This is a genomic window from Caulobacter radicis (assembly GCF_003094615.1).
Classification (GTDB): domain Bacteria; phylum Pseudomonadota; class Alphaproteobacteria; order Caulobacterales; family Caulobacteraceae; genus Caulobacter; species Caulobacter radicis.
Genome location: NZ_QDKO01000017.1, coordinates 35,055 through 55,385, shown reverse-complemented (window position 1 = coordinate 55,385; position 20,331 = coordinate 35,055). Strand labels below are relative to the sequence as shown.

18 protein-coding genes and 1 pseudogene are annotated in these 20,331 nt (G+C 69.3%); 7 read left to right on the top strand and 12 right to left on the bottom strand.

Going from position 1 to position 20,331, the window contains the following annotated elements:
• Positions 1 to 107: 107 nt before the first annotated feature.
• On the bottom strand, positions 108 to 2,861 hold the full coding sequence (locus tag DDF62_RS10445; protein WP_116489061.1) for a M16 family metallopeptidase: 2,754 nt from the start codon (positions 2,859 to 2,861) through the stop codon (positions 108 to 110).
• Between the two features lie 253 nt (positions 2,862 to 3,114).
• Entirely contained in the window at positions 3,115 to 4,143 is a 1,029-nt protein-coding gene (gene bioB / locus DDF62_RS10440; RefSeq protein WP_116489060.1) for a biotin synthase BioB, read from the bottom strand.
• Positions 4,144 to 4,250: 107 nt separating this feature from the next.
• On the opposite strand from bioB, the gene DDF62_RS10435 reads away from it, so the two are divergent.
• A complete protein-coding gene (locus tag DDF62_RS10435) occupies positions 4,251 to 5,744 on the top strand; it encodes a CYTH and CHAD domain-containing protein (RefSeq protein ID WP_116489059.1) in 1,494 nt (497 codons plus the stop codon).
• 9 nt (positions 5,745 to 5,753) lie between these two features.
• Here the strand turns inward: DDF62_RS10435 and DDF62_RS10430 are convergent, their stop codons facing one another.
• Entirely contained in the window at positions 5,754 to 7,844 is a 2,091-nt protein-coding gene (locus DDF62_RS10430; RefSeq protein WP_116489058.1) for an AsmA family protein, read from the bottom strand.
• A 362-nt stretch (positions 7,845 to 8,206) separates the two neighbouring features.
• Here DDF62_RS10430 and ahcY point away from each other — a divergent pair, with 362 nt between their 5' ends.
• Positions 8,207 to 9,598 carry an adenosylhomocysteinase gene (gene ahcY, locus DDF62_RS10425; RefSeq protein WP_116489057.1) on the top strand — a complete coding sequence of 464 codons (1,392 nt, stop codon included), beginning with the start codon at positions 8,207 to 8,209 and terminating at the stop codon, positions 9,596 to 9,598.
• Positions 9,599 to 9,744: 146 nt separating this feature from the next.
• Complete coding sequence (locus DDF62_RS10420; RefSeq protein ID WP_116489097.1) at positions 9,745 to 10,593, top strand: PfkB family carbohydrate kinase; 849 nt, start codon at positions 9,745 to 9,747, stop codon at positions 10,591 to 10,593.
• 168 nt (positions 10,594 to 10,761) lie between these two features.
• On the opposite strand, the gene DDF62_RS10415 is transcribed toward DDF62_RS10420, so the two are convergent.
• Complete coding sequence (locus DDF62_RS10415; protein ID WP_116489056.1) at positions 10,762 to 11,673, bottom strand: 2-hydroxyacid dehydrogenase; 912 nt, start codon at positions 11,671 to 11,673, stop codon at positions 10,762 to 10,764.
• Positions 11,674 to 11,746: 73 nt separating this feature from the next.
• Between DDF62_RS10415 and DDF62_RS10410 the strand changes: the two genes are divergently transcribed.
• Positions 11,747 to 12,886: a serine hydrolase domain-containing protein gene (locus DDF62_RS10410; protein ID WP_116489055.1), complete on the top strand. Its 1,140-nt coding sequence runs from the start codon at positions 11,747 to 11,749 to the stop codon at positions 12,884 to 12,886.
• Here the strand turns inward: DDF62_RS10410 and DDF62_RS26640 are convergent.
• From DDF62_RS26640 to DDF62_RS10395, 4 genes and pseudogenes are all read right to left on the bottom strand, one after another.
• Positions 12,871 to 13,007: pseudogene (locus DDF62_RS26640) on the bottom strand (hypothetical protein). The gene DDF62_RS10410 and the pseudogene DDF62_RS26640 sit on opposite strands and share 16 nt — an antisense overlap.
• Positions 13,004 to 13,333: a hypothetical protein gene (locus DDF62_RS10405; protein ID WP_116489054.1), complete on the bottom strand. Its 330-nt coding sequence runs from the start codon at positions 13,331 to 13,333 to the stop codon at positions 13,004 to 13,006. The pseudogene DDF62_RS26640 and the gene DDF62_RS10405 overlap by 4 nt, the downstream one beginning before the upstream one ends.
• 111 nt (positions 13,334 to 13,444) lie before the next feature.
• Complete coding sequence (gene rarD / locus DDF62_RS10400; RefSeq protein WP_116489053.1) at positions 13,445 to 14,362, bottom strand: EamA family transporter RarD; 918 nt, start codon at positions 14,360 to 14,362, stop codon at positions 13,445 to 13,447.
• A 154-nt stretch (positions 14,363 to 14,516) separates the two neighbouring features.
• A complete protein-coding gene (locus tag DDF62_RS10395) occupies positions 14,517 to 15,545 on the bottom strand; it encodes an aspartate-semialdehyde dehydrogenase (protein WP_116489052.1) in 1,029 nt (342 codons plus the stop codon).
• Positions 15,546 to 15,916: 371 nt separating this feature from the next.
• Here DDF62_RS10395 and DDF62_RS10385 point away from each other — a divergent pair, with 371 nt between their 5' ends.
• Positions 15,917 to 17,167 carry a UbiH/UbiF/VisC/COQ6 family ubiquinone biosynthesis hydroxylase gene (locus DDF62_RS10385; RefSeq protein ID WP_116489050.1) on the top strand — a complete coding sequence of 417 codons (1,251 nt, stop codon included), beginning with the start codon at positions 15,917 to 15,919 and terminating at the stop codon, positions 17,165 to 17,167.
• A 126-nt stretch (positions 17,168 to 17,293) separates the two neighbouring features.
• Here the strand turns inward: DDF62_RS10385 and DDF62_RS10380 are convergent, their stop codons facing one another.
• Entirely contained in the window at positions 17,294 to 17,500 is a 207-nt protein-coding gene (locus tag DDF62_RS10380) for a Trm112 family protein (protein WP_058348402.1), read from the bottom strand.
• A gap of 108 nt (positions 17,501 to 17,608) precedes the next feature.
• Between DDF62_RS10380 and DDF62_RS10375 the strand changes: the two genes are divergently transcribed.
• Both DDF62_RS10375 and DDF62_RS10370 read left to right on the top strand, forming a co-directional pair.
• Positions 17,609 to 18,013: a hypothetical protein gene (locus DDF62_RS10375; RefSeq protein WP_116489049.1), complete on the top strand. Its 405-nt coding sequence runs from the start codon at positions 17,609 to 17,611 to the stop codon at positions 18,011 to 18,013.
• 78 nt (positions 18,014 to 18,091) lie between these two features.
• A complete protein-coding gene (locus DDF62_RS10370) occupies positions 18,092 to 18,490 on the top strand; it encodes a DUF805 domain-containing protein (RefSeq protein WP_116489048.1) in 399 nt (132 codons plus the stop codon).
• A 4-nt stretch (positions 18,491 to 18,494) separates the two neighbouring features.
• Here DDF62_RS10370 and DDF62_RS10365 read toward each other — a convergent pair whose 3' ends face one another.
• From DDF62_RS10365 to DDF62_RS25580, 3 genes are read right to left on the bottom strand one after another with little or no spacing between them, the layout of a single operon-like run.
• Positions 18,495 to 19,151 (bottom strand): LON peptidase substrate-binding domain-containing protein, encoded by a 657-nt coding sequence (locus DDF62_RS10365; RefSeq protein ID WP_101716400.1) that lies wholly within the window; start codon positions 19,149 to 19,151, stop codon positions 18,495 to 18,497.
• 60 nt (positions 19,152 to 19,211) lie between these two features.
• Positions 19,212 to 20,132: a thioredoxin gene (gene trxA / locus DDF62_RS10360; protein ID WP_116489047.1), complete on the bottom strand. Its 921-nt coding sequence runs from the start codon at positions 20,130 to 20,132 to the stop codon at positions 19,212 to 19,214.
• On the bottom strand, positions 20,123 to 20,284 hold the full coding sequence (locus DDF62_RS25580; RefSeq protein WP_165832226.1) for a hypothetical protein: 162 nt from the start codon (positions 20,282 to 20,284) through the stop codon (positions 20,123 to 20,125). Before DDF62_RS25580 ends, trxA begins: the two co-directional genes overlap by 10 nt.
• Positions 20,285 to 20,331: the final 47 nt, after the last annotated feature.

Sequence of the window (20,331 nt, the reverse complement as noted above, 5' to 3'; positions counted from 1 at the left end):
TCTCCTGGTCGGACTGTCTGGCGGCTTATCGCGGCGCCCGCGCCTCTAGCCAAACGAAAAGGGCGGCCCGTGAGGACCGCCCTTCGCATCTGTCGTTTCGATCAGCCCTACTGGGCCGGCTTGCCGTCGGCGTCGATCACCTTGATGTCGAGCTTCAGGGCCTTGAGCTTGGGTTCGATCACGGCGCGATCGCCGACGATCACCCAGACCAGTTCGTCCGGCTTGATCACCTTCCTGGCGGCGGCCGTGGCGCTTTCGACGCTCACCGCCCGCACGTCGGCCGGATATTCGTCGAAATAGCTGTCGGGCAGGCCGTAGTTGACCAGTTCGCCGATGGAGTCGGCCACGGCCCCGCCGGTCTCCCAGTTGCCGGGCATCGACAGGGTCAGGCTGTTCTGGGCCTTGGCCAGTTCGGCCGGGGTCACCGGGCGCGGACCGATGATGTCGGTCAGCTCCTTGCGGGCCTCGGTGAACGACTCGGCGGTCTTGTCGGTCTGCACCGGCGCGCGGAGCAGGAACAGGCGCGAGCCGCGGGCGTCGCGGATGCCCGAGACGGCGCCGTACGACCAGTGCTTGTCCTCGCGCAGGTTCATGTTCAGGCGCGAGACGAAGTCGCCGCCGAACACGCTGTTGAAGGCGTCCAGCGCGGCCTGGTCGTTCGGGTCGCGCGGCGGGACCAGATTGCCGGCAGCGATCACCGACTGCTGGGCCCCGGGCTTGTCGATCAGATAGACCGCGCCCTTGCCCGGGGTCGACTGCACCGGAGGCTTGGTCTTGCCCTGCGCGCCCTTCCAGCCGCCAAGCTGGGCTTCAAGCTTGGGCAGCAGCTGTTCCAGGGTGGTGTCGCCGACCACCACCAGGGTCGCGCCCTGCGGCTGCAGCCAGGTCTTCTGGAAGCGCACGACGTCGTCGCGGGTGATCGAGGCGATCGAGGCCTCGGTGGTCAGCTGGCCGTAAGGCGAGCCGGCGCCGTAGGCCAACACCGGCAAGACGCGGTTCGACATCGCCTGCGGGTTCTGCTTGGCCTGCTGGATGCCGGCGATGTTCTGCTTCTTGAAGCGGTCCAGATCCTCGGGCTTGAAGGCCGGGTTCTGCAGCACGTCGGCATAGATCGCCAGGGCCGGATCGAGGGTGGTGGTCAGGGTGTTGAGCGACACCGAGGTGAAGTCCAGGCCGCTGCCCGAGCCGATGCCCGCGCCCAGTTGGGCCAGTTCGCGGCTGATGGTCAGGCCGTCGCGGTGCGTCGTGCCCTCGGTCAGCATGCTGGTGGTCACGCCCGTCAGGCCGGCCTTGTCGCCGGCGCTGGCGGCCACGCCGGCGTCGAACAGCATGCTGAGCTGGATCTGCGGCGTCTCGTGGCGCTCGGCCAGGATCACCTTGATCCCGTTCGACAGGGTGGCGCGCTCGAGCTTGACGAAGGCCGGGGCCTTGGTCGGGCCGACCTCGGGCATGGTCTTGCGGTCGACGCCGGCGGTGGTCGTGTAGGTCGGGAACGGCGTCACGGTCAGGGTGAAGTCGCCGTCGGTCAGCCAGGCCTTGCCGGCCGCCTGCAACTGGGCCGCGGTGGCCCCGCGGATGCGCTCCAGGCTCGTCTTGTAGGCGTCGGGCGAGCCCAGATAGACTTGGCTCTCGGCCAGGATGTCGGACTTGCCGCCGAAGCCGCCGATGCGCTCGACCCCGCGCACGAAGTTCGACAGGCTCAGCGTGCGGACCTTGGCCACTTCCTCGGGCGTGGGCCCGTCGCGCAGCAGGCGCTGGAATTCTTCGTCGAAGGCCTTTTCCACCGCCGCCGGGTCGCCGCCCGGCTTGACGGTGATGGTGACCATGAACTGGCTGCCGATCTCGCTCTCGTTGACGCCGGCCCCGACATTGACCGCGGTCTGGTCGGTATAGACCAGGCGCTGGTAGAGCCGCGAGGTCTTGTCCGAGACCAGCACGTCGCCCAGCAGGGCCAGGTAGTCGGACTCGGCCGTGCCGTAGCCCGGCACGTTCCAGATCTTGTAGATCCGGGTCTGCGGCACGCGGTCCTGCATCTCGGCGCGCTGGCTGCCGGTGCGCTTGGCCGTCCAGGCCTTCTGGCGGGCGATCGGCGGACCCGAGGGGATGTCGCCGAAGTACTTCTCGACCTTGGCCTTGGCTTCGGCGGGGGTGATGTCGCCGGCCAGGACCAGGGTGGCGTTGGCCGGGCCGTAATAGGTCTTGAACCAGGTCTTGACGTCGTCCAGCGAGGCCGCGTCCAGATCGGCCATCTCGCCGATCACCGTGTGGCCGTAGGGGTGGTCGGCGTCGTAGGTGCTGGCGGTGATCACGTCCCAGACCTTGCCGTAGGGCTGGTTCTCGCCCTGGCGCTTCTCGTTCTGGACGACGCCGCGCTGCTCGTCGAGCTTGGCCTTGTCGATGGCGCCGACGAGGTGGCCCATGCGGTCGCTCTCGAGCCACAGCACCTGGTCCAGCGCCGCGGTCGGCACGTTCTGGAAGTAGTTGGTGCGGTCTTCGCTGGTGGTGCCGTTCATGTCGGTGGCGCCCAGCTTCTCCAGCGCCTTGAACCAGTCGTCGTTGAAGTTCTCCGAGCCGTTGAACATCAGGTGTTCGAACAGGTGGGCAAAGCCCGTGCGGCCCTTGGGCTCGTTCTTCGAACCGACATGGTACCAGATGTTGACCGCCACGATCGGGGCCTTGTGGTCCTCGTGGACGATCACGGTCAGGCCGTTGGCCAGGGTGAACTTCGTATAGGGAATGTCGACGCTGGGCAGCTGGGCCAGCTGGCCGGTGACTTTCGCGGCAGGCTTGGGTGCGGCTTGCGCGAGCACCGGGTTGGCGAGGAGCAACGCCGCGACGGCGGCGGAGGCGAACAGCTTCATGAAGAGCCCCGAATAGGTTTTCGCGTAAAAGCGAAGATGCCCCGCACCATAGGTTGCGGGGCATCCGGGACAAGCGAGCGCCGGGCCCGCCTTCATTAAATTTCGTCCAGAAAGATGAGGGCTTGATCGCACATCCCGCCCAATCCCCGCGAAAGCGGGGACCCAGGCTTTTTCTGCAACCCACGGCGCTCGACGACAAAACACCTGGGTCCCCGATTTCGCGGGGATTTTACGGAAGAAGAGAGCCGCAGGCCTATTCCGCCGGCACCGCTTCGGGAGCCGCCACCTCGGCCTTCACCATGACCATCGGCTTGAGGTCGAGGTCGTGGAACAGGCGGCTGTCGTCGTCCATGTCGGGCAGCGGCGTGGTCAGCAGCTTGCCGCCGACGAAGATCGAGTTGGCGCCGGCCAGGAAGCACAGGGCCTGCAGCTCGCGGTTCATGCCCTCGCGGCCGGCCGACAGGCGGACCATGGCCTTGGGGCAGACGATGCGGGCGACCGCGATGGTGCGGACGAACTCGATGGAGTCGATCGCTTTTTCGCCCTCGGCCAGGATCTGGTCGCCCAGCGGGGTGCCGCTGATCGGCACCAGGCCGTTGATCGGCAGGCTGTCGGGGTGGGCCGGCAGGGTGGCCAGCTGGTGCAGCAGGCCGGCGCGGTCGCGACGGGTCTCGCCCATGCCGACGATGCCGCCGCAGCAGGTGCTCATGCCCGCGTCGCGCACATAGGCCAGGGTGTCGAGGCGCTCCTGGTAGGTGCGGGTCGTCACCACGTCCTTGTAGTAGTCGGGGCCGGTGTCGAGGTTGTGGTTGTAGTAGTCGAGGCCGGCGTCCTTCAGCTGCTTGGCCTGCTGCGCGGTCAGCATCCCCAGGGTCGCGCAGGTCTCCAGGCCCAGGGCCTTCACCCCGCCGATCATTTCGGCCAGCTTGGGCAGGTCGCGGTCCTTCAGCTCGCGCCAGGCCGCGCCCATGCAGAAGCGTTGGGCGCCGCCGTCGCGGGCGGCCTTGGCCTTGGCGATGACCACGGCCGGCTCCATCAGCTTCTCGGCCTTCAGGCCGGTCTTGAAGTGGGCGCTCTGGCTGCAATAGCCGCAGTTCTCGGCGCAGCCGCCGGTCTTGACCGACAGCAGCTGCGACAGCTGCATCTCGGAGGGGTCGAACCAGGCGCGGTGCACGCGCGCGGCCTCGAACACCAGCTCCATGAACGGCAGGGCGAACAGCGCCTCGACCTGCTCGAGGGTCCAGTCGTGGCGGGGCTGTGCGGAGATGTTGATCGGCGTCATGGCGCGCAGGTTTGAACTTGGGCGATCAGAATGGCAAGACGGCCCGCGCATCCGCACGATGTTGCGTTGCGGAAGCCAAACGCCTGCAGGGTGGTTATAGTCGGATCATGGACCGCGAAATCGAACTGAAGTTCCTGATCGCCCCGGAGGCTTCCGACGCGATCCTGGCCCGGCTGGGCGCTGACGGCGCGGTGCGCCGGCTCGACGCCACCTATTACGACACCGCCGACCACGCCCTGCGCCGGGCGGGCTTCGGCCTGCGGGTGCGCGACGGCGACGGCGGCCGCAAGCAGACCCTGAAATCGGCCTCGGCCGGCGGCGTCTTCGCTCGCGGCGAGTGGGAGGCGCCCGTTTCGGGTCCCGGTCCCGACCGCGACCTGCTGGACCAGACCCCGGCCGGCCGCATCGTCAACGGCGACGTCCTGGCCCCAGTCTTCGCCGCCAAGGTCGAGCGCACCCTGCGCCTGGTGGAGCACGCCGGCGCGGTGATCGAGGCGGCGCTGGATCGCGGCGAGCTGCAGGCCGGGACCGACCGCGCCGCCGTCAACGAACTCGAACTGGAACTCAAGACCGGCGAGCCCGCCGCCCTGTTCGACCTGGCCCGCGACCTGATGGCCCACGCGCCGCTGCGCCTGTCCCTGGTCAGCAAGGCCGAGCGCGGCTACGCCCTGGCCCTGGGCGAAGCGCCCGGCGCCCGCCGCGAAGCCGCCGTCCTGACCCGCGGCATGACCGCCGCCGAGGCCTTCCAGGCCCTGGGCAACACCGCGCTGGGCCGCCTGTGCGTCGCCGCCGAGGCCCTGGTCGACCTGCCCGGTCCCGAGGCGCTGCACGAACTGCGCGTCGCCGCCCGCCGTCTGCGGGCGCTCTTCAAGCTGTTCCGTCCCGTCACCGGCAGGCTGGCGGCGACGCCGGCATCGGACGCGCTGAAGGTCATGGCCGACGCGCTTGGGCCGGCCCGCGACCTCGACGTCTACATCGCCGGGACCTGGCGTCCGGCCGTCGAGGCCGACCCGCAGCCCGTCGAGGGTCTGGCCGCGCTGGGCAAGGCCCTGGTCGAGGCCCAGCAGGCGGCCTACGCCCGCGCCCTGGACGCCGCCGCGCCTGGCCGCTTCGGCCCGCTGGCGCTGGATATCGCCGCCTGGCTGGAGGCCGGCGACTGGCTGGCCGATCCCGAGCGGGCCGAGACGCGGGGAACCCCCGCCAAGGCCTTCGCGGCCGACCGGCTCAGGGCGCTGTCGAAGGACGTGCTCAAGCGCGGCGAACACCTGGAGACGCTCGACGCCGAGGACCGCCATCGCCTGCGCATCCGCGGCAAGGGTCTGCGCTACGCCATCGACGCCCTGGCCCCGCTGTTCCCCGACCATCCCAAGCGGCTGGAGCGGTGGTCGGCCGCCGCCCGCGACCTGCAGGATACGCTGGGCGGGCTCAACGACCAGACGCTGGGCGCGAGCCTGGCCCGCGACGCGGCCCTGGCCGACGGCGACCCCCAGGCCGCCTACGCCGCCGGGGCCCTGTCGACGGCGCCCGAAGCGACCCACAAGCTGATGCGCGAGGCCAAGGCCGCGCTGTCGGAGATGAAGGACCTCAAGCCGTTCTGGTGAGGCGCCGGGCTACTCGCCCTTCTTCGGCTTGGCCTGTGTCGTCTGGGTGGTGCGCACCGCCACGCCGTCGCCGCGGGCCTCGGCCACCAGGGACGCGCAGTCGGCGTCCTTTTCCAGGCCGGGGGTGACGAACGGCAGGATGGCCGCCAGGGGGCTGAGCAGCGAGCCCAGCGCCGCGGCCACGCCGCCCTGGGCGATGGCGCCGCCGGGCTGAAGATCGATATCGGGCTTGCCCAGCGGACCCTTGATCTCGATCGGGATGAACAGGCGCACCAGGCGCGGCTTCTTGCTGTCGCCCTCGATGCGCAGGTCCAGGCGCTCGGTCTTCAGGTTGATCGTGCCCTCGCCCTTGGCCACCACGACGCCGGTGTCGGCGATGATCTTGTCGGCCCGCATGACGCCGTCCCTGACGTCGAAGCTGGCCACGGCGCAGCGCAGGCTGGTCTCCTTGGTGTCCTTTGACAGCAGCATCAGCAGGCCCTTGGACGCGTTGACGCCCAGCAGCTCGGCGAAGGCCTGGCGCACCTGGCCCTTGGGCGCGACCAGGGTCACCGTTCCGTTCGACGAGGCCGCCGCCCGGTGCACCGAATTGCCGACCCCGCGCAGCTTGGCCCGCGCCACGATGCCGCCCTCGATGGCCGGCTTTCCGGCGGTCTTCAGTGGAATGAAGTCCTCCAGCTTGGCGTTGGTCAGGCGCAGATCAAGGTCGGTGACGGGCGTGTTGGGCCGCGCGTCCAGCCGCACCTTGCCGGCCAGGTCGCCGCGCGAGAAGGTGAAGGCGATGGGGTCCATGTTCAGCACGCCCTTGTCCAGCGTCAGGTCCAGCCGGACCTTCTGCAGCGGCAGGTTGGGGGCGTTCACCGCCAGGGCGCGGTAGGTGACCTTGGCGTCCATGGCCCGCACGCGGTCGGTCTGCAAGGTGGCGTCGGGCAGGATGCGGCCGGTGGCCTCGCGCTGGCCGGCCTCGACCTTCTGGCCGGCCGAGGCGGTCTCGCCGCGACCGGTGGCCGGGGCGGCGCCGACCAGGCTGCCCAGGTCGTCGAAGTCCAGGCGCTTGGAGCGGAGGTCGGCCTCCAAGTAGGGCCGCTCGCGGTCGACCAGCACGAAGAGGTCGCCGTTGACGTCGCTGTCGCCGATGCGGCCGGAGAACTTCTGGAAGTCGAACCGGCCGCCCTTGCGGGTCAGGTGGCCGCTGATCTTGTAGGGCGGGGTATTGGGCAGGGTCAGGCCCGTGAGGCCATAGAGGCGGTTGAGGTCGCTGCCCGCCACGGTCAGGTTGCTTTCGAACCGGCCCAGATCGAACGGCTTGGTGATCGAGCCCTCGGCCGACACCCGCGTCGCGCCGGCGCTGACCTCGGCGTCGAACGGGTAGGGCCGGTTGGGCGAGATGTTCAGCAGCGGCCCGCCCGTCACCCGCGCCAGGAACGGCGAGCGATTGTATGTGCCCTTGCCCTCCAGCACGAAGCGGCCCTTGCCGTCGCCGCTGGCGTGTTCGTTGGAGCTGACCGTGCCGGTGAACAGCACGTCGCGCTGGCGATCCTCGACCCGCAGGGCGCCCTCGTTGATCACGAAGTGCTGGATGGCCGGCAGCTTCAGCGGCTTGGCGCGCTTCTTGTTCGGATCGCCGAAGGTCCAGTTGGCGCGGCCCGAGGCCTCGCGCAGCAGCCGCACGTCGGGGCGGTCGACCGCCACCAGCGGCAGGATGACGTCGCCCTTCAGCAGCGGCAGCAGCTTGATCTGCACCGCCACCCGGTCGACGCGGGCCATGTGGCCGGCCTGGGGACCGGTCTTGGGCGCCCAGTCCGGCTGGCCCAGGAACAGGCCATAGGCCTCGGCCTTGGGCGAGAACGACCAGGGGTGGACGCGCAGGTCGCCGTCGATCCGCACCTCGCGCTTCAACTGGGCCGAGGCGAAGCGGCCGACCGGCCCGCGCAGCATGTTCCAGTCGAACCAGACGAAGAAGGCGACGACCGCCGCCAGGATCAGCAGGGCGCCGCCGATGCCCCAGCGGGCCGATCGCGGCAGGGCGCGCCAGCGGGCGCCGGGCTTGCGCCCGGGGCTGGTCGGCGGCGGCGGTGTCGAAACGGAACCTTCCGGCATCCGTCTACAACGCGCGGCGAACGGCGTTCCGTTCCCTGGACGGTCCGTCCGGCTGGTTTCAGTAGACCAGTTTCAGGCTGCCGACGACGGCGGCCACGATCACGAAGGCCACGATGGCCACGACTTCATAGGCCTTGAAGAAAGGCCGGCTCGGCGAGCGCATGATTGATAGTCCCCCACATCCCACATTGGCACTAGAGCCGCCCCGGTCCGCAAGGGTCACGCCAGTTCTCCCGTCACGCGTATTGCGTCTGCCCATTTCGCGAGCTCGCGGACATAAGGAAATCTTTATGTCAATTTGCCACTGTCCGCCGCCCGCGCTATACAGCGGTCAAGACATTCCCCCGATCCAGGAGCCGCCCGTGGCCGACTACATCGTCAAGGACATCTCGCTCGCCGATTTCGGCCGCAAGGAACTCGCCATCGCCGAGACCGAAATGCCGGGCCTGATGGCCACGCGCGCCGAATACGGCCCCGCGCAGGTCCTCAAGGGCGCCCGCATCGCCGGCAGCCTGCACATGACGATCCAGACCGGCGTGCTGATCGAGACCCTGACGGCCCTGGGCGCCGAGGTCCGCTGGGCTTCGTGCAACATCTTCTCGACCCAGGACCACGCCGCCGCCGCCATCGCCGCCGCCGGCATCCCGGTCTTCGCCTTCAAGGGCGAGAACCTGGTCGAGTACTGGGAATACGCCCACAAGATCTTCGAGTGGCACGACGGCGGCTACCCGAACCTGATCCTCGACGACGGCGGCGACGCCACCCTGCTGTGCGTGTTGGGCCCGAAGGCCGAGAAGGATCCGTCGATCCTCAACAACCCGCAGAACGAAGAAGAAGAAGCGCTCTTCACGGTCATGAAGCGCTACCTGGCCGAAAAGCCGGGCTTCTACACCGCCATCCGCGACGCCATCGGCGGCGTGTCGGAAGAGACCACCACGGGCGTGCACCGCCTGTACCAGATGGCTCAGAAGGGCGACCTGCCGTTCCCGGCCATCAACGTCAACGACAGTGTCACGAAGTCGAAGTTCGACAACCTGTACGGCTGCCGTGAATCGCTGGTCGACGCCATCCGTCGCGGCACCGACGTCATGCTGTCGGGCAAGGTCGCGGTGGTTTGCGGCTACGGCGACGTGGGCAAGGGCTCGGCCGCCAGCTTGCGTCAAGGCGGCGCCCGCGTGATCGTCACCGAGATCGACCCGATCTGCGCCCTGCAGGCGGCGATGGAAGGCTACGAAGTCCAGACCCTCGACGACGTCGCCGACAAGGCCGACATCTACGTGACGGCGACCGGCAACAAGGACGTCATCACCGTCGACCACATGCGCCGGATGAAGAACAACGCCATCGTCTGCAACATCGGCCACTTCGACTCGGAAATTCAGGTCGCCGGCCTGAAGAACTTCAAGTGGGACGAGATCAAGCCGCAGGTCCACCACGTGGAATTCCCGGACGGCAAGAAGATCATCCTGCTGTCGGAAGGCCGCCTGGTGAACCTGGGCAACGCCACGGGCCACCCCTCGTTCGTGATGTCGGCCAGCTTCACCAACCAGACCCTGGCCCAGATCGAACTGTGGACCAACAAGGCCGCGTACAAGAACGAGGTCTACACCCTGCCCAAGCACCTCGACGAGAAGGTCGCCTTCCTGCACCTCGAAAAGCTCGGCGCGAAGCTGTCGAAGCTGAACAAGGAACAGGCCGACTACATCGGCGTGCCGGAAGCCGGTCCGTTCAAGCCGGACCACTACCGCTACTAAGCGATCGGCCGACAGGCAGATCCAAGGAAAGCCCGCTCTTCGGAGCGGGCTTTTTCGTGCCGGTTTCGACCAGGGGACGAGCGGCCTCGGATTTGCCGTCGTGACGCCCTGTTCAAGTTCCGCGTGCTCGGCTAATCGCTTTGGCCATGCCGCTCGCGCTCCTCATTTCCAGCCATGTCGCCGGCAGCCAGGTGGGCGCCACCGCCCAGGCCGCGGCCCTGACCCAGTTCCGCATCGACACCATGGTCGTGCCGACCGTGCTGTTCGGCCGCCATCCCGGCTGGGGCGTTCCCGGCGGCGCGCCGGTGCCGATCGAGGTGGTCGAGGGCATGCTCGACGGGCTGGAGGCTAATGGCCTGTTCGGCCTGACGGACATCGTCATCACCGGCTATTTCGCCAGCGCCGCCCAGGTGCGCGCCGCGGCCCGGGCCATCGACGCCGTACGGGCCGCGCCGCGCGACGGGTCCTCGGGCCGCAAGCCGACCATCATCGTCGATCCGACCATGGGCGACGCCGGCAAGGGCCTCTACGTGCCGACCGAGGTCGCCGACGCCATCGCCGCCGACCTGATCCCGCGCGCCGACATCGTCGCCCCCAACGCCTGGGAGCTGCAACGCCTGACCGGCGCCGAGGTCCGCGATCCGGTCGGGGCCGTGCGCGCCGCCCGCCTGCTGAACAAGCCGGTGATCGTCTCGTCGGTGCAGCGCGGAAACGAGATCGGCGTCGTCTACGCCGACCGCAAGGAAGCGTGGCTCGCCGCCCACGCCAAGGCCGAGCGCTCGCCCAGCGGCACCGGCGACCTGCTGACCGCCCTGTTCGCCGCCTCGATCCTCGAAGGCCAGACCCTGTCCTACGGCCTGGCCCGCGCCGTCGGCGGCGTGGCCGAGACCGTCACCGCCGCCAACATCTGGAACGCCCCCGAACTGCCGATCGTGGCCATGGCCGCCCGCATCAAGCAGACCTCGCCGACCGTGCGGATCGAGCGGTTGGCGTAAGCCCCCAACCTCCCGTCATTCCCGCCCTTGTGGCGGGAACCTCTGGTTCCGCTGACACGCGAGACGCAAGCGGCGTGCCGAGCACGCCGCCCCTCCTGCCCTTGCGGCCGACAGAGGGGTTCCCGCCACAAGGGCGGGAATGACGGGAGTGAATGGGGGGGCGGGCGTTCACCTCCCGAAATGCCGACCCAAATTCTCCAGCACCAGCGCCGCCATCGCCGCGCGCGCCTCTTCCGTGGCGCTGCCGCGGTGGGGTTGCAGCACCACGTTGTCCATCGCCAGCAGCGCCTGTGGAACGTTCGGCTCGTCCTCGAACACGTCCAGGCCCGCGCCGGCGATCGTACCGTTCGTCAGCGCCGCCACGAGGGCGGCCTCGTCGACCACCGAGCCGCGCGCCACATTGATCAGCAGGCCATCCGGTCCCAGCGCCGCCAGCACGTCCGCATCGACCAGCGGGCCGGCGTCGCCCGGGGTGACCAGGAACAGCACGTCGACCGCCCTGGCCAGCTCCAGCGGGCTGGCGTGGTAGGCGTAGGGAACGCCCTGGACCGGCCGGCGGCTGTGATAGGCGATCCGCCCCGCGAACGGCGCGGCCATGTCGGCGATGGCCCGGCCGATCTGGCCCAGGCCCAGGATCCCCACCGTGCGCCCCGTCGCCCGCCGCGCCAGGGCCAAGCGCTCTGCCTTCGGCCAGCGGCCTTCGCGCACATAGCGGTCGGCGCTCACCATCCGGCGCGACAGCGACAGCCACAGGCCGATCGCCAGCTCGGCGACGTCCTGCGTCAGCACGCCGGGCGTGGTGGTCACGGTGATCCCCCGCGCGGCGGCGAGGTCGAGATCGACCTTGTCGAGGCCGACGCCGTGCACGGCGACGATCTCCAGGGCTGGGAGGCGATCCCACAGCTCGGCGGGCACGCCCAGGTCGCCGCCGGTGACCACGGCGCGCACCTTGCCCGCCACCTCGCCGATCAGGGCGTCCGGATCGGCGGCGCGATAGGGCCGGTGGACCGTGTAGGCCGCCTCCAGCCCGGCTTCGAGCTGCGGGGACAGGGCCTTGAGCTGCAGGACGTCGGGCTTCATCGGCGGGCTCCGGTTACGCATCGTACTGTCCTTCGGATGACAAACCCCGGCCCGGCGGGCTAGACGAAACTTCATGAGCCTCGACATCACCGGCGTCTGCCCCGCCCCGTTCGCCCAGGTCTATGACGCCTTCGAGGCCAATTTCGATCCGGCCTCGCCGGGCGGCGGCGAACTGGGCGCGCGCTTTACCCTGGCCGTCGACGGCGAGGTGGTGGTCGACCTGATGGCCGGCTATGCGGACCGCAAGCATCAGGTCGCCTTCGGACCCGACACCCTGACGCCGCTGTTCTCGACCACCAAGGCGATCGCCGCCCTGCTGGTCGCGCGCCTCGTCGACCAGGGCAAGCTGTCCTACGACCAGACCGTCGCGTCCGTGTGGCCGGAGTTCGCGCAGGCCGGCAAGGACGCCGTCACCGTCGGCCAGGTGATGTCGCACCAGGACGGCCTGTCGGGCTTCCTCGACGAGGTCGATCCGGCCATCTGGTTCGACTGGCAGGCGACGACCGCCAAGCTCGCCGCCATGGCCCCGCTGTGGCCGATCGGCTCGGCCAGCGGCTACCACCCGGTGACCTTCGGCTTCACGGCCGGCGAGATCTTCCGCCGCGTCGACGGCCGCACCATGGGGACGGCCCTGCGCGAGGACCTGGCCCAGCCGCTGGGCCTCGATATCTGGATCGGCCTGCCCGACAGCGAGCATCACCGCTGCGCCGACCTGATGCGGCCGACCGCGTTTCCGAAGTTCGGCGAGATCAACGACGCGGTGAAGGCCGCCTTCATGACCAAGTGGGCCGCGCCCGGCGGCCGTGGCACGGGCGAATGGCGCCGCGCCGAGATCCCCTCGGCCAACGGCCACGCCACCGCCCATTCCCTGGCCCGCCTGATGGGCGCCCTGGCCAGCGGCGGCACGCTGGACGGCGTGCAGATCCTGTCGCCGCAGACGATGGAGAAGGCCCGGGCCGAGCGCATCGCCGGCCAGGACCTCGTGCTGCCCTACCAGATCAGCTGGGGCGCGGGCTTCATGCGCAACACGCCCAATTTCTTCTACGGCCCCACGGCCGACGCCTTCGGTCATTCCGGCTGGGGCGGATCGTGCGCCTTCGCCGATCCGAAGACCGGGGTCTCGGGCTCGTACGTGATGAACCGCCAGGGCAACGAACTGATCGGCGACCCGCGCGCGGTCAGCCTGATCAAGGCGGCCTACGCGAGTTTGTGAGGCCGTGCGTCCTTCGAGGCCCGCTGCGCGGGCGCCTCAGGATGAGGATCTCATTGCACTGAATTCCTCATCCTGAGGTGCGAGCCGGCAGGCGAGCCTCGAAGGACGCAGGGCTGATCAGACCCCCAGCCGCCCCCGCAGCCGCTCGGCCACCGCCCCCAGGGTGATGGTCGACAGGGCCTCCTGCACCGGCAGCGGCACGCCGCCCGGAGCGGCCTGCACCAGCTTGGCGGTGAAGTCGGTGATGGCGGTGATGTGCTGGGCCAGGTGGTCGACCGTGTGCAGCTCCTGCATCACGGCCATGCGCGATTCCGGCGGGGTGTTCTCGAGGATCTTGCCCAGGGCGCTGTCGAGGTGGCCGCAGGCCTCGGCGGCCAGCGACATCTCGACCGACAGGGCCTCGAGCACGGCGGCCAGATCGGGCGTGGTGATGGTTTCCGTGGACATGGTTCCCCCAGCATTAAGTCTGTCGGCATACCTGACGCGGCGCGTCTTGCCGCCGGCTTAAGGGCCGGCGGCGGTGCGACAAATTGACCAACGTCTGTCGGCCGTGACGGTTCAGGCCGCGGCCGGCGCCGTGCGGGTGCGCTTCCAGGCGCCGTAGGCGAAGGCGGCCACGCCCAGCCAGATGAACACGAACGACAGCGCCCGCAGCGGCGTGAAGGCCTCGCCCAGGAACACGCCGAGCAGGAACTGCAAAGTCGGGGCGATGAACTGCAGGAAGCCCATGGCGCTCAGCGGCAGGCGGCGGGCCGACCAGGCGAACAGGGCCAGCGGCACGACCGTGGCCGGACCGGCGGCCAGCAGCAGGATCGCCGTGCGGGCGTCCTGGGTGAAGTGGCCCGCGCCCGAGGCCTGGAGGTGCCAGACATAGAGCAATCCCGGGATCGCCAGGTAGGCGCACTCGATGAACAGGCCCGTCTGGGCGTCGGCCTTCACCTGCTTCTTGAGGATCGCATAGATGCAGAAGCTGAGCGCCAGGCCCAGCGACACCAGCGGCAGGTGGCCAAGGGCGATGGTCTGGATGGCCACGCCGACGGCGGCCAGGCCGATGGCGACCTTGCCCTCGGTGCTCATCCGCTCGCGGAACAGCAGGGCGCCGGCCGCCATGTTCATCAGCGGGTTGATGTAGTAGCCGAGGCTGGCCTCGATCACCCGCCCGGCGTTCACCGCCAGCACGTAGATCGTCCAGTTGCCGAAGATGGCCAGCGTCGAGAGCAGCAGGATCCCCAGCGTCTTGGGCTGGCGCAGCACCTGCGCCACCTGGCCGCCCTGGCGGGCCAGCAGCACGAGGCCCCCGGCCCAGATCACCGACCACAGCGTCCGGTGCGCGATCATCTCGAACGAGCTGACGCCCATGACCGACAGGGTATGGAAATAGAGGGGCAGGAAGCCCCAGAGCAGATAGCAGCCGACGCCGGCGAGATAGGCCGAACGCGCGTCGTTGTTCGCACTGCCGATGGTACTGGGAGGCATGGACCGCACCTTTCGCGGAGGGATCTGACAGATAGGGATCCCGGCGTCCGCCCACATCTTGCGGGCCCGCGTCGCTGAAGGGTGCGAAGTATCGCCGAAAGAGGCGGTTCCCGTCGTCCCTCCGCTGGCGGAAGGACGACGGGGGGGTCGTTCTTTAGGCCGGCGTCTTCTGCTTGATCAGGCCCTTGTCGTGCAGCAGCTGGGCGATCTGCACGGCGTTCAGGGCCGCGCCTTTGCGCAGGTTGTCGGCGACGCACCAGAGGGCGATGCCGTGCTCGACGGTCGGGTCCTTGCGGATGCGCGACACGTAGACCGGGAATTCGCCCTGGGCTTCCTTCGGCGTGATGTAGCCGCCGTTCTCGCGCTTATCGACCACGACGATCCCTTCGGCGTCGCGCAGGATCTCGCGGGCGTCGTCCTCGTCCAGCGGGCCGGTGAACTCGATGTTGACCGACTCCGAGTGGCCCACCATCACCGGCACGCGCACGCAGGTGGCGACCAGCTGGATGGCCGGATCCAGGATCTTCTGGGTCTCGACGGTCATCTTCCACTCTTCCTTGGTGAAGCCGTCGTCCATGAAGACGTCGATGTGGGGGATGACGTTGAAGGCGATCTGCTTGGTGAACTTCTTGGGCTCGGGCGCGCCCAGGACGAAGACGCCCTTGGTCTGGTCCCACAGCTCGTCCATGCCTTCCTTGCCCGCGCCGGAAACCGACTGGTAGGTCGACACCACCACGCGCTTGATCGGCACCTCGTCGTGCAGCGGCTTCAGCGCCACCACCAGCTGGGCGGTCGAGCAGTTGGGGTTGGCGATGATGTTCTTGGGGATGCTGTTGACGGCGTCCGGGTTCACTTCCGGCACCACCAGCGGCACATCCGGGTCCATCCGGAAGTGGCTGGAATTGTCGATGACGATCGGACCGGCCGCGCCGATCTTCTCGCCCCAGGCGGCCGAGATCGAACCGCCGGCGCTCATCAGCACGATGTCGACCTTCGAGAAGTCGAACTGCTCGAGATCCTCGCACTTGATGATCTGGCTGCCGAACGAGACCTCGGTGCCGATGGATTTGCGCGAGGCGATGGCGTGCATCTTCTCCACGGGGAATTTCACTTCCTCGAGGATGTTGAACATCTCGCGGCCCACGTTGCCCGTGGCGCCGACCACGGCGACCCGGTAACCCATCGCAGTCTCCAATCTTTCAGCCCCGACAAGGGGAAATGCGCCGTCCCGTTACGCCTGGTAACGCGGGTAGGCAAGGGCATGGTTTTTCAAAGTCGGCGGCGAATGGCCGCGTTTCGTGGGAAAATCTTGCAAAGGTGGCGGCTGGACGGCGCGGCGTCCATTTTAACTCCCGTCATTCCCGCCCTTGTGGCGGGAACCCCTGGTTCAGCTGACGCGTGAGGCGCCAGCGGATCGCCGGCGATCCGCCCCACCCGCTCTTGCGGCCGACAGAGAGGTTCCCGCCACAAGGGCGGGAATGACGGGAGAAGATGGGGACCCCGGACGCTTCGTCCAACTGGACAGCGAGCCCGGCGCGGGCGCATACCCACGCCATGCGCAAGCACGACGCCGACGTCATCATCGCCGGGGCCGGCATGGCCGGAACCACCCTGGCGCTCGCCCTCGCTTCCGGCGGCGTCAGGCCGCTGCTGGTCGACCCGCAGCCCTTCGACGCCCAGCTGGCGCCGACCTTCGACGGGCGCTCTTCAGCCATTGCGTACTCGTCGTTCCGCCAGTGGCGGGCGATCGGCGCCGGCGAGGCCCTGGCGCCTCACGCCCAGCGCATCGAGCAGATCCTGGTCACCGACGGCAAGGCCCCGGGCGCGGCCTCGGGCAAGCCGTCGCCCTTCTTCCTGCGCTTCGACAGCGGCGAGATCGCCGACCGTTCGGAAGGCGAGCCCCTGGGCTACCTGATCGAGAACCGCCAGATCCGCGCGGCCCTGTCGAAGACGGCGCTGGACAAGGGTCTGGAGGTCATCGCCCCGGCCGGCGCGGCGGGGCTTGAGGTCGACGCCTCGGGCGCCCGGGTGATCCTGACCGACGGCCGGGTGCTGAGCGCGCCGCTGGCCGTCAGCGCCGAAGGGCGTAATTCGGCCCTGCGCAAGGCCGCGGGCATCGGCGACATCGGCTGGGGCTATGGCCAGAGCGGCGTCGTCGCCACGGTGCAGATGCAGCACCCGCACGAGGGCGTGGCGCACGAATATTTCCTGCCCAGCGGCCCATTCGCCATCCTGCCGCTGACCGACAACCGCGCCAGCCTGGTCTGGACCGAAAGCACCGCGCGCGGCGAGGCCCTGCGCCACGCCAGCCCGGAAGCGTTCCACGCCCACCTGATGCGCCGGTTCGGCGATTTCCTCGGTGAAGTCGAGATGGCCGGGCCGGTGTTCGTCTATCCGCTGTCGCTGTCGCTGGCCGAACGGCTGGTCGCCCCGCGCCTGGCCTTGATCGGCGACGCCGCCCACGGCGTGCACCCGATCGCGGGGCAGGGCCTGAACCTGGGCCTCAAGGACGCCGCGGCCCTGGCCGAGGTGGTGGTCGAGGCGATCCGCAACGGCGAGGACATCGGCGCGGAGGCGACGCTGGAGCGCTACGCCCGCTGGCGGCGGTTCGACAATGTCACCAACGCCCTGGCCTTCGACGGCTTCGTGCGGCTGTTCTCGAACGACAACCCGCTGCTGCGCGTGGCGCGCGGCGTCGGCATGGCGGCGGTGAACCGCATCGCCCCGGCGCGCCGGTTCTTCATGCACGAGGCCGGCGGCGGGGTGGGGGATCTGCCGAAATTGTTACGCGGGGCGTCTCTGTAAGGCCGTACGTGGTCCTCGTCCTTCGACAAGCTCAGGATGAGGACCAGTTCAGGCGCGGCGCCTGACCGAAAACCTCATCCTGAGCCTGTCGAAGGATAAGGTTTTCGCCACGCCGTGAGAGGCGGGCTACTCCCCGTCAGCCAGGCTGCGGGCTTCTTCCGGCAGCATGATCGGCACGCCGTCGCGGATCGGGTAGGCCAGCTTGGCCGTGTGGCTGACCAGCTCGCCGCGGGCGCGGTCGTAGAACAGCGGCGCGCGGGTCACCGGACAGACCAGCACCTCCAGCAGGCGCGGATCGACGTCGACGGGCGGGGGCGGAGGAGCAGCGGTCATGGCGCTGTTCTAGAGCCGGCCGGCCGATTGGGAAAGCCCCGCCGCCGGAACCTCTCGCGCCGCCTCGCGGTTGTCGCAGAAGCGATAACAACGATCCCGGATAGCGACATGACCGTCATCGAACGGACCTTCCTGGCCGCCGCCGTGGCCACCAGCACCCTGACCCTGGCCGCCTGCGGCTCCATGGGAGGCGGAATGGGTGGCGAAAACGCCTACAGCCCGCGCCTGTCGACCCAGGCCAGCGACGAGAAGGCCTTCGCCAGCACCTTCGTCTCGTGCCGCGACGAGGTGCGGGCGGGCAAGACCAGCGGCTTCAAGGTGCATCCGGCCAGCGCCACGGCCCGCGACCTGCAACCGGGCCCCACCGGCCTGGTGCTCAAGGTCCCGTACGACAAGGCCAAGGGCTCCAAGGGTGTGCGGGCCGCGCTGGACGAGCGGCACAAGGCCGCCATGGGGCAGTGCCTGTCCGAAAACGGCTACCAGGTGGCCGCCTGGGATGCAGTGAAGCCCTAAGCGACGGCGTTCGCCCCCGGGGGCTTTTCACCGCGCTCCGTTTCGCTACCATGGGTGGTGTTCAACGGAGAGCTCGCGATGTCGATGTTCAAGGCGCTGATCCGGTTCGCTGACTTCAAGGGCCGGTCGGACCGGTCGGAGTTCCTGCAGTTCCTGCTGCTGTCCCTGACCCTGGCGCTGCTGCCCAGCTATGTCTGGAGCATGGCCTGGGGGCTGGCCGACGGCCTGCGGGGCCTGCCGCCCCACAAGCCGGCCTCGCTGCTGTCCTATGTCGGCCTGTTCCTGGCGATCCCGGCGTTGTCGGTGACCATCCGCCGCCTGCACGACATCGACCGCAGCGGCTGGTGGCTGCTGCTCAATCTCGTGCCGGGCGGGACCGCCGTGCTGATCGTCTTCGTCCTGCAGGACGGTACGGCCGGCGACAACCGCTTCGGGCCGCCGCAGCCCAAGGCCGACGGCGCGGCCGCCGCGGCCTGACGCCCTACTGCACCGAGGGCGGCTCGTCGTCGTCCTGGGCGGCGTCGATCTCCAGCAGCGCCACCAGGGTGCTGCGGCGGTCGGCGATGGTGCGGGCCTCCAGCAGGGCCTGCTTCTCCAGCGGGTCGAACGGCAGGGCCATGGCCAGGCTGTTGATCAGGGCGTCGGACGGCGCGGCCTGGGCCTCGCTCCAGTCGATGGCCAGGCCGCGGTGGTCGAGATAGCGGCGCAGGGCGTTGAGCAGCGGGGCTGCGTCGCCGACCGCCTCCTGCTGGTCCTCGCGCAGGTCGAGGTCGAAGGGCGTGAAGTCGGCCCGCACCTGGCGATAGGGCGTGCGCGCCGGCAGCTCCTCGCCCAGCCGGAACCGCGCCACGCCGGTCAGGGTGATCAGGTAGCGGCCGTCGCTGGTCTCGGCGAAGCTGGTCACCCGGCCCGCGCAGCCGATCGGGGCCAGGGCCGGCCGGGTGATGTCGCCGCCCGGCCGGGTCTGGACCATGCCGATCATCCGCTCGCCCGACATGGCGTCGTCGAGCATGTTGAGATAGCGCGGCTCGAAGATGTTCAGCGGCAGCTGGCCGCCGGGAAGCAACAGGGCCCCGTCCAGTGGGAACACGGGGATCACCAGCGGCAGGTCGAGGGTCTTCCGGTATACGCCCGGCATGGCGGCCTCCTTGACTGGGTGTTCTGAACGCTTGTCCCGGCGGAACGGGTCCTTGAAGTCCTAGCTGAACAGGATCGACGACAGGCGCTTGCGGCCCTGCTTGGCCACTTCCGAGGTCGGGCCGGCGGCCTCGAACACGGTCAGCAGCTGCTTGCGGGCGGCGTCGTCGTTCCAGGTCCGGTCGCGCTGGATGATGGTCAGCAGATGGTCGCAGGCCGCGTCCAGCTGGCCGGCGCCGGCCAAGGCCTTGGCCAGTTCCAGCCGGGCTTCGTGGTCGTCGGCGTCGGCGGCCAGGCGTTGTTCGAAGGCGGCGGTCTCGGACGGAGCCGCTTCGGCCAGCTTCAAGGCGGCGCGCACGCTTTCCAGGTCCGGGTCCTTGGCGTTGGCCGGCGCCATGTCGGCGATCTCGGCCGCGCGCTCCAGGTCGCCGCCGGCCAGGTAGACGCGGGCGAGGCCGCCCAGCGCCTTGATGTTGTCGGGCTCCATCTGCAGCACCTGGGCGAAGGCCTGGGCCGCGCCGCCCAGGTCCTCGACGTCCAGGCTCTCCTTGGCCATGGCCAGCAGCTCGTCCACGGCCCCGGCCTCGGGCGGACCCGAGATGCGGTCGACGAACTGCTGGATCTGGCTTTCGGGCAGGGCGCCCTGGAAGCCGTCCACCGGCTGGCCGTCGACGAAGGCGTAGACGGTGGGGATCGACTGCACGCGCAGCTGGCCGGCGAAGCCCGGGTTCTTGTCGACGTCGATCTTGACCAGCTTGACCGCGCCCTTGGCGGCGGCGACCACCTTCTCCAGCGCCGGGGTCAGCTGGCGGCAGGGGCCGCACCAGGTGGCCCAGAAGTCGACGATGACCGGCTGGGTCTTCGAGGCCTCGATGACGTCGGCCATGAAGCTGGCGTCGGTCCCGTCCTTGATGTGTTCGCTCTTGCCGCCATTCTGGCCGCCGGCCGGGATGGGGGCGGGCTTTTCACCGATCAGGGACATGACTGCTTCTTCTCTCGTGCGCGGACGCTCAGCGCCGCAAGATGGTCCTTGGCGAGCCGGTTCGCAATCGGCGGCTGCGGCTTCTTGCCCAGAAGGCGTTTGGCGGCGATGGTGCGCGCCGCCCGTTCGGGGCGTTCCACCAGGATCCACATGGCCCGTCGTCTTCCACTCCGTCTGTCCTTGAGCCTGCTCGGGGCGG

Coding starts and splice junctions, on each gene's coding strand:
- DDF62_RS10445 (WP_116489061.1), bottom strand. CDS start 2,861: ATGAAGCTGTTCGCCTCCGCCGCCGTCGCGGCGTTGCTCCTCGCCAAC.
- bioB (WP_116489060.1), bottom strand. CDS start 4,143: ATGACGCCGATCAACATCTCCGCACAGCCCCGCCACGACTGGACCCTC.
- DDF62_RS10435 (WP_116489059.1), top strand. CDS start 4,251: ATGGACCGCGAAATCGAACTGAAGTTCCTGATCGCCCCGGAGGCTTCC.
- DDF62_RS10430 (WP_116489058.1), bottom strand. CDS start 7,844: ATGCCGGAAGGTTCCGTTTCGACACCGCCGCCGCCGACCAGCCCCGGG.
- DDF62_RS10420 (WP_116489097.1), top strand. CDS start 9,745: ATGCCGCTCGCGCTCCTCATTTCCAGCCATGTCGCCGGCAGCCAGGTG.
- DDF62_RS10415 (WP_116489056.1), bottom strand. CDS start 11,673: ATGAAGCCCGACGTCCTGCAGCTCAAGGCCCTGTCCCCGCAGCTCGAA.
- DDF62_RS10410 (WP_116489055.1), top strand. CDS start 11,747: ATGAGCCTCGACATCACCGGCGTCTGCCCCGCCCCGTTCGCCCAGGTC.
- DDF62_RS10405 (WP_116489054.1), bottom strand. CDS start 13,333: ATGTCCACGGAAACCATCACCACGCCCGATCTGGCCGCCGTGCTCGAG.
- rarD (WP_116489053.1), bottom strand. CDS start 14,362: ATGCCTCCCAGTACCATCGGCAGTGCGAACAACGACGCGCGTTCGGCC.
- DDF62_RS10395 (WP_116489052.1), bottom strand. CDS start 15,545: ATGGGTTACCGGGTCGCCGTGGTCGGCGCCACGGGCAACGTGGGCCGC.
- DDF62_RS10385 (WP_116489050.1), top strand. CDS start 15,917: ATGCGCAAGCACGACGCCGACGTCATCATCGCCGGGGCCGGCATGGCC.
- DDF62_RS10380 (WP_058348402.1), bottom strand. CDS start 17,500: ATGACCGCTGCTCCTCCGCCCCCGCCCGTCGACGTCGATCCGCGCCTG.
- DDF62_RS10375 (WP_116489049.1), top strand. CDS start 17,609: ATGACCGTCATCGAACGGACCTTCCTGGCCGCCGCCGTGGCCACCAGC.
- DDF62_RS10370 (WP_116489048.1), top strand. CDS start 18,092: ATGTCGATGTTCAAGGCGCTGATCCGGTTCGCTGACTTCAAGGGCCGG.
- DDF62_RS10365 (WP_101716400.1), bottom strand. CDS start 19,151: ATGCCGGGCGTATACCGGAAGACCCTCGACCTGCCGCTGGTGATCCCC.
- trxA (WP_116489047.1), bottom strand. CDS start 20,132: ATGTCCCTGATCGGTGAAAAGCCCGCCCCCATCCCGGCCGGCGGCCAG.
- DDF62_RS25580 (WP_165832226.1), bottom strand. CDS start 20,284: ATGTGGATCCTGGTGGAACGCCCCGAACGGGCGGCGCGCACCATCGCC.